The organism is Rubrivivax albus (assembly GCF_004016515.1).
GTDB classification, from domain to species: Bacteria; Pseudomonadota; Gammaproteobacteria; order Burkholderiales; family Burkholderiaceae_C; genus Rubrivivax; species Rubrivivax albus.
Window position 1 is genome coordinate 291,429 of record NZ_SACT01000006.1, and the last position, 9,730, is coordinate 301,158.

The window sequence follows — 9,730 nt, forward strand, 5'->3', positions numbered from 1 at the left end:
CCCCTGGCAGGGCTCGGACGGCCACTCGCGGCTATGCTCTGCCCCCCCATGGCCGGCATCCACATCACCGACATCGAGAGCGCCATCAACCACTGGCGTGCGCGCACGCCCTCGCCTGACGGCATCACCGCCTGTCAAGAAGTGCTGGCGCTGGCGGAGGTCTACGCCCTTCTCGTGTACTACCGCGAGACCGAGGCCGACGAGGCCAGCCTCCCCGACGCGGCACGACAGGCCTGGCTGGCGTGGTACACCACCACGCCCGACGCCCCGTGCATCGCCATCTGCTCCACCAGCCAGGGTGACGCCCTGTGCAAGGGCTGCGGCCGCAGCTTCGAGGAGGTGCAGCACTGGCCGGCGATGACGCCGGCGGAGAAGCGGCGCGTCTGGCGCCGCATCACGGCCGAGGGCACGGCCTGGCGCTTCAACCGCTACGCCGAACGGGCGCGCCGCGCCGACGGGCAGGACCACCCGGACCCCGCAGGCCTGGAACCGCCCGCGCGATGAGCGCCCGACGCGCACAGAACCTGCGCCGCATCCTGGCGCTGGCGTGGCCGGTCTTCGTCGGCCAGCTGGCCGTGGTGGGTTTCTCCACGGTGGACACCCTGCTCGTGGCCCGGTCGTCACCGCAGGACCTGGCCGCGATGTCGGTCGGTGCGTCCATCTACGTCACCGTGTTCATCGGCATGATGGGCGTGGTGCTGGCGATCGGGCCCATCGTCGGCCAGCTCTTCGGCGCCGGCGACCGCGTCCAGGCCGGCCGCCAGCTGCACCAGGCGGCCTGGATCGCGCTGGGCCTGTCGGCGCTGGGGTCGCTGGTGCTGCTGTTTCCACAGCCCTTCCTGGCGCTGGCCCAGGCGCCGACCGAGGTGGAGATGCGCATGCGCGGCTACCTCCAGGCCCTGGCGGTGGCCCTGCCCGCGGCCCTGCTGATGCAGGCCTACCGCGGCTTCAACACCGCCATCTCGCGGCCGAAGGCCGTGATGGTGCTGCAGGTGTCCGCCCTGCTGGTCAAGGCGCCGCTGTCGGCCCTCCTGGTGTTCGGCTGGCCGGCCGCGGGTGTGCCGGCGCTGGGCGTGGTCGGCTGCGGCATCGCCACGGCGATCGTGATGTGGCTGCAGGCCGGCGTGGCGCTGGCGGTCCTCTGCCTGGACCGCTTCTACACGCCGTTCCAGCTCGTCGCACGCGGCCTGGACGCGCCGGACTGGCGCGCCATCGGCCAGCAGCTGCGGCTGGGCGTGCCGATGGGCCTGTCGATCATGGTGGAGGTCACCGGCTTCAGCTTCATGGCCGTGTTCATCGCCCGCCTGGGCGTCACCGCGGCCGCTGGGCACCAGATCGCGGCCAACCTGGCCGCCCTGCTCTTCATGATGCCGCTGGCGCTGTCCAGCGCCACGATGACGTTGGTGGCGCAGCGCGTGGGCGCGCGTGACCCGGACGACGCCAGACGCCTCGGCCGCCATGGCCTGCAGTTCGCGCTGGTGCTGGCGCTGGGCATGGCGGGGCTGCTGTGGTTAGGCCGCGCCCCGGTCGCCGGGCTCTACACGAGCGACGCCGCCGTGCTGGCCGTGGCGGTGCCGCTGCTGGCCTGGGTGGCGGCCTTCCACGTGGCCGACGCGGCGCAGGCCATGGCAGCGTTCGTGCTGCGGGCCTACCGCATCGCCACGCTGCCGATGCTGATCTACGCCGGCGCGCTGTGGGGCATCGGCCTGGGCGGCGGCTGGTGGCTGGTCTTCGTCGGCTGGGACAGCGCGCCGGGCACCTGGCGCGGCCCGCAGGGCTACTGGGTGGCCGCCACCGCCGGCTTGGTGGTGGCGGGGGTCGGCCTGCTGGCGCTGATGGCGCGCACGCAGCGGCGCAGCCGCGCGGCCCCGGTCAGCCCAGCGGCAGCCGCAGGCTGAAGACGCTGCCGCCGCCAGGACGCTCCGTGCAGGCCACCTGGCCGCTGTGGCGTTCGACGATCTGGCGCACCAGGGCCAGCCCCAGGCCGACGCCGCCTTCGCGCTCGGCGTGGCCGGGCAGGCGGAAGAAGGGTTCGAAGATGCGCTCGCGGTGGGCCGCCGGCACGCCGGGGCCGCGGTCCAGCACCGCCAGCACCCCCTGCGCCCCGTCACGATGCACCTGCACCTCGACGGCGTCACCGCCATAGCGGCGCGCGTTCTCCAGCAGGTTGCGCACCGCACGGCGCAGCAGGCGTTCGTCACCGCGCACGATGACGGGGTCGCCTTCGGCGTCCGCGCCCAGGTGCGCCGCCTCCTCCACCGCCAGGCCCAGCAGGTCCACCGGCTCCTGCACCAGGCTGGGGCCCGGGGTGGCCGCATCGAGCCGGCTCGCCAGCAGCACCTCCTCGACCAGCGCGTCGAGCTCGCCGATGTTGGTGCGGATCTCGGCCTGCAGCGCCTCGCGCTCGGCGGCCGGCGCGTCGTCCAGCATGGCCAGCGCCATCTTCAGGCGCGCCAGCGGCGAGCGCAGTTCGTGGCTGGCGTTGGCCAGCAGGTTCTGGTGGGCGCGCAGCAGCGCCTCGATGCGCGCGGCGGAGCGGTTGAAGCTGGCGCCCAACGCCGCCACCTCGTCGCGCCCGTCCTCGGCCACGCGCTGGTCCAGCGCCCCGGCGCCGAAGGCCTCCACGCCCTGCTTGAGCGCCTCGAGCCGGCGCGTGAGCCGGCGCACGACCGGGAACGCCCCGGCGGCGACGGCGGCGAACAGCACCGCCAGCAGGGCCAGCATCGTCACGCCCTCGGGCAGGCCCGGCAGCACCGGCAGGCCGCGCATCTCCAGCGACGGCCACGGTGGACCCAACGGCCGCGGGCCGGCGCGCGGGGGCAGCTCGCCTTCGGGGCCGAAGGTCGCCTCACCCAGGCGGCGCGGGTTGCGTGGCTGCATGACCCACAGCGTGCGCCCGTCGTCGAAGGCGATCGGCAGCATGCGGCGGAACGGCAGCGAGAGGTCGTTCTCGCGCCGCGCGTAGCTGGCCGAGGTGGCGATGCGGCTGCCGTCGGCCGCCTCGAGTGCGATCGCCAGGCGCAGCTTCTCCGACCAGGCGTGCACGGCCGCGGCCTGCTCGTCCCGCGGCGCGTCGGCCGGTGGCAGCGAGCGCTGCATCAGCTCGCCCCAGGCGCTGACCCGTTCGCGCACCGAGGCCTCGATGCGTTCGCGCTCCTGCTCCAGGTGGCGCTGCACCAGCCAGCCCGAGACGGCGGCGAACAGCGCCAGTGCGGCGACGACCGTCAGCCAGATGCGCAGGTACAGCGAACGCACGGTGCGGCCGGTCCCGAGGCGGTCAGTCGGCGTCCTGCTTGCGCGCGAACACGTAGCCGGTGCCGCGCACGGTCAGCACCCGCTTGGGATTCTTGGGGTCGTCCTCGATCACGGCACGGATGCGCGAGACGTGCACGTCGATGCTGCGGTCGAAGGCCTCCAGCGGGTGTCCCTTGAGCGCGTCCATGATCTGGTCTCGTGACAGCACCCGGCCCGGCGCGCGCGCCAGCACCACGAGCAGGTCGAACTGGTGCCCGGTGAGGTCGCAGGGCTGCCCGTCCAGCCGCGCCTGGCGCGCGCCGAGGTCGATCTCCAGGCGGCCGAAGCGCAGCACGTCGTCGGCTGCCGGCTCCGGTGAGGCGCGGCGCAGCAGGGCCTTCACGCGCGCCAGCAGTTCGCGCGGCTCGAAGGGCTTGGGCAGGTAGTCGTCGGCGCCGATCTCCAGGCCGACGATGCGGTCGGTGGGTTCGCCACGCGCCGTGAGCATCAGCAGCGGCATGCGCCGCGTGCGTGCACTGGCGCGCAGTTCGCGCGTGAGGTCCAGGCCGTCGCCGTCGGGCAGCATCAGGTCCAGGAGCAGCGCGTCGTAGTTGTCCTGGGCCAGGCGCTCGCGGCCGGACGCCAGCGAGCCGGCGGTCTCCACCTCGAAGCCGTTGCGGCGCAGGTAGTCGCCCAGCATCGTCGTCAGCCGGGCATCGTCGTCGATCAGCAGCAGTCGGTTCGTCATCGCGGGCCGGTGCCGGTGGCGGGCCAACCGCCCCCTGCACGCAAAAGACCCCGGCGCCACGGCCGCCAAGGCCGGTTCACCGGGGTGAAGGCCTGGCGTCCAGGCCGGAGGAGTGTTCAGGATAACGCTCAACCGCCGTGGCGGCGACCGTCGGCATCATGGCGCCCACGGTGACCGTCGGCACGGCGCTCGGACCGCTCGGCCATCAGGGCGGCGATCTGCTGGCGCTGCTCCACGGTGAGCACCCGGCTGGCCTCGACCATGGCCTGGGTCATGCGCTGGCTGGCGGCGTCATGGCGGGCCAGCATCTGCTGGCGCAGCGACTCCACCGCGGCTTCGTCGATGCTGGGCTGCGTGAACAGCTCGCGCATCTGCATGTGCAGGTTGCGGCCTTCCTCGCGCTGGGCGCGCAGGTCGGTGCGGGCGGCGTCCATGATCTGCGTGATCTGAGCCCGCTGCTCGGCGCTGGCGCCGACCTTCTCGAGCATGCGCTGGTTCAGTGCCGGGGCCCCGAAGCCCTCGCCGCGCATCCCGCGGTCACCCGGCCCGGCCCAGGCGGCCGTGGCCGACACGGTGCCGGCTGCGGCCAGGGTGGCCAGCGCCAGCAGGCGGCGCATTGCAAGCGATCGAGACGTGGTGATGAGGCTGGTGTGCATGGCGGTCTCCCGAGGGTTGAAGCGGATGTGTGCATCCTCGTCCCAGGGTTTGTCGCCGCCATGCGCGCGCAGTAAAGATGCGTGAATGCAGCTGCCGCTGGTTCAGCCGGCTGACTCCACGCGCACCAGGCGGCGCTGAAGCTGGTACAGCGGCTGCGCGCTGCGCAGATCCAGCCGCAGGACCAGGCCACTGCCGCGGTCGACGACCATCGCGCCGTCGAGCCGGGTCGATCCCTCACCTTGCGGGGCGTCGCCATAGAGTTCGATCACCGCGACGTCGAAGGCGCGCCCGGCGATGGACTGCGGCCCCACCGCCACCACCTGGCCACGCACGCGGGCACGGGTCTGGCCATCGCCACTGATCTGCAGGTGACCAGCCAGCACGTCGCCCAGCGCCATGCCAGGGCGCAGCAGGCGCTCCCAGATCACCACGCCGGGCGGCGCCTCGAGCACGTTGCCGGCCAGATCCTGGCGCCAGCGCGTGGGCACGCCAACGGCATCGGTGACGAACTCGATCTCGTCGCGCCGCAGGGTGGTCATGGTCATGTTGAGCGCCCGCAGCGGGTCGCGCGCCGTGGCGCGCTCCTCATAGACCATGCGCTCGCCGGGCAGCACCGGCATCGCCGCGGCGCGCGCGGGCGCCATCTCGGCCGGCGGCGGCGGGCAGGCGTTGCGGCGGGCGGCCTCGTGCAGGGCCTCGAACCTGCCCTTCAGGGCCGCCAGTTCGTCCGACTCGGCGCCGTCCGGGCGCATGGCCAGCAGCGCCGGCCAGAACACCATCAGGCCCACGCCCAGCGCCACCACGTGCTGACCGGCGCGCTCGTCGACGATCCAGGACAACTCCACCGCACGTTGCTGAACGCGGTCCATCTCCGCCTGCAGCCGGTCACAACTCCAGGGCTGGAACTCGGCCGGGTCGACGATCGCCGGCCGCACGTCGACCGCACGTGTGGCGCAGCCGGAGGTCAGCGAGACCGCGCAGGCCAGCGCGAGTGACGCATGTCGGAAGGAAGCTGTGCCAGACACGCGGCTATTGTGCCCCGGCAGGCCTGCCATTTCGGCGTGTGCCGGCAGCTCAGCTCGGCTCGCTGGCAATCGGTCCCGGGCTGGGTGCCTTGACGGACGGACGTTCGGACAGGCGCTTGGCCGCGTCGGGGCGGCGCTCGGCCATGCGCTGCCGGGCAGCCTCGCGATCCTCGGGCGTCATCGACGCCCACTTCTCGCGCAGCTTCTCCTTCATGGCCGCCTTTTGCTCGGGCGTCATGTTCTGCATGCGCTCACGCAGCGCCTCGCGGTCGGGCTGGGCTTGCGCCAGGCCGCTGGCAGCGGCAGCCGACAGCAGCAGGGCGGCGAACAGGGCAATCGTCGATCGGGTCATGGGCGTCTCCTGGCGACATGGGACATCGCGCCCTAACGCGGGGGCGTGTCGCGGCGCCGACGTCCGTCTGCAAGACTTTGTTGTCCGCCCGTTAAGCTGTGTGCCGTTCGATGCCCTGGCCAGCGCCCACCATGACCGATCGCGCACACGATACCGAGACCGACGAGCCGCCACCGCCAGCGGCACTGCACTACCCACTGGGCGACCCGCCAGCGCCCGGCGAAGCGCGCGAGGTGCGTCCCGGCGTGCTGTGGCTGCGCATGCCGCTGCCGTTTGCGCTCAACCACATCAACCTGTGGGCGCTGGCAGATGGCGACGGCTGGGCCGTCGTGGACACCGGGACCCAGACGCCCGAGGTCCTGGCCGCGTGGCGCGCGCTGCTGGCGCCCGCCGGCGCGCTGCGAGGGCGCCCGGTGACGCGCGTGATCGCCACCCACATGCACCCGGACCACATGGGCATGGCCGGCTGGCTGACGCGCAAGCACGACGCGCGGCTGTGGATGACGCGCGAGGAGTACCTGATGTGCCGCACGTTGGCCGCCGACACCGGCCGCGAGGCGCCGGACGACGCGATCCGCTTCTACCGGCGCTGCGGCTGGCCGGAGGAGGCGCTGGACACCTACCGCGCGCGTTTCGGCGGGTTCGGCAAGTACATGCATGCCCTGCCCGACAGCTACCGGCGCATCGTGCACGGCGAAACGCTGGCCATCGGCGACCACGCCTGGCGCGTGACCGTCGGGCGCGGCCATTCGCCGGAGCATGCATGCCTGGTCTGCGACGATCTCGGCCTGATGATCTCCGGCGACCAGGTGCTGCCACGCATCTCGTCAAACGTCTCGGTGTTCCCGACCGAGCCCGACGCCGACCCGCTGCGCGAGTGGCTGACCTCCATCGAAACCCTGCGTGGCACCCTGCCAGATTCGCTGCTGGTGCTGCCAGCCCACGGAGAGCCGTTCACCGGCCTGCACGCACGGCTGGATCGCCTGGCTGCCGGGCATGCCAAGGCCCTGCAACGGCTCCGCCGCAGCCTGAGCGAACCCCGGCGGGTGATGGACCTCTTCGGCGCGCTCTTCGCCCGCCCCATCGACGCCGCCAGCGAGGTGCTGGGGCTGGCCACCGGCGAAACCGTGGCGCACCTGAACCACCTGCGCGAGCGTGGCGAGCTGTCGGTGACCGTCGGTTCGGACGGCGCCTGGCGGTTCCAGCTGGACCACTGAGCGGCGTCGGTCGCGGCACCCGGCGATCACGCCCGACACCATAAACGACAACGCGCCCGGCGGGCGCGTTGTCGTAGCTCTTCTGGCGGAGCAGTAATTCTAGCCCCACTAACCTGCTCAGGTCCGGATGCATCGTTTTTTGGTGGGGCCGGGGATTCGAACCTCGACTCGGCTAACGTTTACGTGTTTTTCTTCTGACTTGGGCAAACAAGGTGCTCAGGATCCCACCATAGAAGCTTCACAACGTTCATGTCGCGAATACCGATAATCCTTGGCTTACCGGCGAAATGAAAAGAAAACACTTCATCAATGTCGTCTTGCTTGATTTCAGTCAGCCTTGCCTGAGCCTCTTTAGACAACCGATCTACTCCGATCGCATGGTGATCTGGCCCCTCAATATCGCGCCAGTTCATTGAGTCAAACTGCTGCAATTTTCGAAGGATCTGCACCTCAACAGCCGCACCCACTGGCCAAGCAAAAGGGCCATTCAAATCTACGGTTGAAAATCTCCAAGATGGACGCTGAGAATGACGAACCTCATGGGTTCTAACAGTCTTGGTATCCTTCCGACTCGTAGCTGAAGCTGGAGTTTTTTTGGACTTAGGCATTTACTGGATGGAAGAGTAGTACTCCGCCATCGAGGCTAGGGTTATTTCGTGTTCACCACGATCTCCATCGGCCAAACCATTTCGAGCCTGCTTCCAGGGATCTTCCGAGTGAGTTTGATCACTCAACCACTGGGGTGACTTGCTGCCATACGAATTGAGAACCGCATCGATAGTCTCGATCTGGTCTCGAGTCAGTTCACCTTTGGCGAGGTCTGCAAAGGTATTTGAGTCAACCAGAAATTTCCCACGGTGAACTTCGTACAGATCACGGACAACTGGGCCGTTAGCCCAAGCCTCAATACGATTATCAAAAATTGGGGCGTCATCCCAGACTAGAGACCAAGCTTGGGAGTAAAAAACCAGTTTCTGCAGCTTCATAGCAGACATCTGTCCGTTCTTGGACAAAATGTAATGTGCTACGTCGAATGCGGATGCCATGGTTTTCTCCTTGTTGATGCTCGCTCCAAGTCTGCGCTAGGTCTAACCTAACATTGTATTCTTCTGGCGCCGTGATGAGCAAGCAGCGTACTCAGTGTTGGCCAAGTTGTGCAATCTCTGCACTCCTTCGAAGCACCAGCCCAGGCAAGACCCTGCCCTCCCGCACGATGATCGTGCCGTGATCGAAATCCAGATCCTTGACCCGCAGTTGCAAACCCTCACTGATCCGCATGCCCGTTCCATACAGAAGCTGGGCGAACAAACGATGCTCGCCTTCCAGAAAACCGAGGATGCGAACCACTTCATCCGGGGTCAGCACCACCGGCAAGCGCCGCGACGGCCGAGGTCTTCCGATCTCCTGAAGCCAGGGCAGATCCGTGCACAGCACCTTGCCGTAGAAGAACAGCAAGGCCGCCAATGCCTGACGATGCGTGGAGACCGAAACCTTGCGCTCGTTCGCCAGCCAGGACAGAAATGCCTCGACTTCGCTGCTGCCCAAGGTTGCCGGGTGACGCACACCGTGGAAACGGATGAAGGCACGAACCCAGTGGACATAAGCCTGTTCGGTTCGTAAGCTGTAATGCAAGTAGCGTATGCGCTCACGCAACTGGTCCAGAACCTTGACCGAACGCAGCGGTGGTAACGGCGCAGTGGCGGTTTTCATGGCTTGTTATGACTGTTTTTTTGTACAGTCTATGCCTCGGGCATCCAAGCAGCAAGCGCGTTACGCCGTGGGTCGATGTTTGATGTTATGGAGCAGCAACGATGTTACGCAGCAGGGCAGTCGCCCTAAAACAAAGCTAGATGCCAGATTTGGCGTTGCGTATGCTCACAGAAAATCGATAGCCGCAAGACTGTTTTTGGCAACTCATAGCCACTACAATTTCTCCTTCATACCGTAGAGGAGATTGCGCGTGAAGAACTGGATATTTCTGGCTGTTTCAATCTTTGGCGAGGTCATCGCAACTTCCGCACTGAAGTCTAGCCATGGATTCACTAGGTTAGTTCCTTCCGTTGTAGTTGTGGCTGGCTACGGGCTTGCGTTCTATTTCTTGTCTCTCGCGCTCAAGTCCATTCCGGTCGGTATTGCTTACGCTGTATGGGCTGGGCTTGGCATCGTGCTTGTGGCAGCTATTGCTTGGATTTTCCATGGCCAAAAACTAGACTTCTGGGCGTTCATTGGCATGGGACTTATCGTCAGTGGCGTCGCCGTTCTAAACCTGCTATCCAAGGTCAGCGCACATTGACCGGGTTGGCATCTAACAATTCATTCAAGCCGACGCCGCTTCGCGGCGCGGCTTAATTCAGGCGTTAGATGCACTAACAGGCTGCTGAAATACTCCCCAGCGTCCGAACCTGTTCAGCGGCTGTAGCCGCATTTTTCCGTATCCTGAAAGTCAACCCCTCAAAATCGCCTGCTTTCAGTCGCAAAGCACGGTTTTTTTGCCCCT

At 67.7% G+C, this 9,730-nt stretch carries 11 protein-coding genes and 1 pseudogene; 4 read left to right on the top strand and 8 right to left on the bottom strand.

From position 1 onward, the window contains the following. Positions 1-48: 48 nt before the first annotated feature. Positions 49-504, top strand: a complete 456-nt coding sequence (locus ENE75_RS18010; RefSeq protein WP_128199712.1) for a DUF3717 domain-containing protein — start codon at positions 49-51, stop codon at positions 502-504. Continuing rightward, positions 501-1,898: an MATE family efflux transporter gene (locus ENE75_RS18015; protein WP_128199713.1), complete on the top strand. Its 1,398-nt coding sequence runs from the start codon at positions 501-503 to the stop codon at positions 1,896-1,898. Before ENE75_RS18010 ends, ENE75_RS18015 begins: the two co-directional genes overlap by 4 nt. Here the strand turns inward: ENE75_RS18015 and ENE75_RS18020 are convergent. The 5 genes from ENE75_RS18020 to ENE75_RS18040 all read right to left on the bottom strand — a co-directional run bounded on the left by ENE75_RS18020 (position 1,873) and on the right by ENE75_RS18040 (position 6,016). Beyond that, positions 1,873-3,255 (bottom strand): sensor histidine kinase, encoded by a 1,383-nt coding sequence (locus ENE75_RS18020; protein ID WP_128199714.1) that lies wholly within the window; start codon positions 3,253-3,255, stop codon positions 1,873-1,875. The genes ENE75_RS18015 and ENE75_RS18020 overlap by 26 nt on opposite strands. 22 nt (positions 3,256-3,277) lie before the next feature. Then, positions 3,278-3,982, bottom strand: coding sequence for a response regulator (locus tag ENE75_RS18025; protein WP_128199715.1), 705 nt, complete (start codon positions 3,980-3,982; stop codon positions 3,278-3,280). Between the two features lie 128 nt (positions 3,983-4,110). Further along, positions 4,111-4,638, bottom strand: a complete 528-nt coding sequence (locus tag ENE75_RS18030; RefSeq protein WP_128199716.1) for a Spy/CpxP family protein refolding chaperone — start codon at positions 4,636-4,638, stop codon at positions 4,111-4,113. Between the two features lie 102 nt (positions 4,639-4,740). After that, positions 4,741-5,664, bottom strand: a complete 924-nt coding sequence (locus ENE75_RS18035) for a hypothetical protein (protein ID WP_233259153.1) — start codon at positions 5,662-5,664, stop codon at positions 4,741-4,743. A 49-nt stretch (positions 5,665-5,713) separates the two neighbouring features. Beyond that, the gene (locus ENE75_RS18040) at positions 5,714-6,016 is read right to left on the bottom strand and encodes a DUF3106 domain-containing protein (protein ID WP_128199717.1); all 303 of its coding nucleotides are present in this window, start codon (positions 6,014-6,016) and stop codon (positions 5,714-5,716) included. Between the two features lie 131 nt (positions 6,017-6,147). Between ENE75_RS18040 and ENE75_RS18045 the strand changes: the two genes are divergently transcribed. Continuing rightward, complete coding sequence (locus ENE75_RS18045; RefSeq protein ID WP_128199718.1) at positions 6,148-7,233, top strand: MBL fold metallo-hydrolase; 1,086 nt, start codon at positions 6,148-6,150, stop codon at positions 7,231-7,233. A 179-nt stretch (positions 7,234-7,412) separates the two neighbouring features. On the opposite strand, the gene ENE75_RS18050 is transcribed toward ENE75_RS18045, so the two are convergent. The 3 genes and pseudogenes from ENE75_RS18050 to intI1 all read right to left on the bottom strand — a co-directional run. Beyond that, positions 7,413-7,841: a hypothetical protein gene (locus ENE75_RS18050; protein ID WP_128199719.1), complete on the bottom strand. Its 429-nt coding sequence runs from the start codon at positions 7,839-7,841 to the stop codon at positions 7,413-7,415. After that, entirely contained in the window at positions 7,842-8,279 is a 438-nt protein-coding gene (locus ENE75_RS18055; protein WP_128199720.1) for a Panacea domain-containing protein, read from the bottom strand. It lies immediately after the preceding gene. A 151-nt stretch (positions 8,280-8,430) separates the two neighbouring features. Continuing rightward, a pseudogene (gene intI1, locus ENE75_RS18060) lies at positions 8,431-8,943 on the bottom strand (class 1 integron integrase IntI1); the annotation flags it as partial. Positions 8,944-9,193: 250 nt separating this feature from the next. On the opposite strand from intI1, the gene ENE75_RS18065 reads away from it, so the two are divergent. Beyond that, the gene (locus ENE75_RS18065; protein WP_015243636.1) at positions 9,194-9,526 is read left to right on the top strand and encodes a quaternary ammonium compound efflux SMR transporter QacF; all 333 of its coding nucleotides are present in this window, start codon (positions 9,194-9,196) and stop codon (positions 9,524-9,526) included. The last annotated feature ends 204 nt before the right edge of the window (positions 9,527-9,730 follow it).

Excerpts from the sequence above, each read along its gene's own strand:
- ENE75_RS18010 (WP_128199712.1), top strand. The coding sequence starts at position 49 with ATGGCCGGCATCCACATCACCGACATCGAGAGCGCCATCAACCACTGG.
- ENE75_RS18015 (WP_128199713.1), top strand. The coding sequence starts at position 501 with ATGAGCGCCCGACGCGCACAGAACCTGCGCCGCATCCTGGCGCTGGCG.
- ENE75_RS18025 (WP_128199715.1), bottom strand. The coding sequence starts at position 3,982 with ATGACGAACCGACTGCTGCTGATCGACGACGATGCCCGGCTGACGACG.
- ENE75_RS18030 (WP_128199716.1), bottom strand. The coding sequence starts at position 4,638 with ATGCACACCAGCCTCATCACCACGTCTCGATCGCTTGCAATGCGCCGC.
- ENE75_RS18040 (WP_128199717.1), bottom strand. The coding sequence starts at position 6,016 with ATGACCCGATCGACGATTGCCCTGTTCGCCGCCCTGCTGCTGTCGGCT.
- ENE75_RS18045 (WP_128199718.1), top strand. The coding sequence starts at position 6,148 with ATGACCGATCGCGCACACGATACCGAGACCGACGAGCCGCCACCGCCA.
- ENE75_RS18050 (WP_128199719.1), bottom strand. The coding sequence starts at position 7,841 with ATGCCTAAGTCCAAAAAAACTCCAGCTTCAGCTACGAGTCGGAAGGAT.
- ENE75_RS18055 (WP_128199720.1), bottom strand. The coding sequence starts at position 8,279 with ATGGCATCCGCATTCGACGTAGCACATTACATTTTGTCCAAGAACGGA.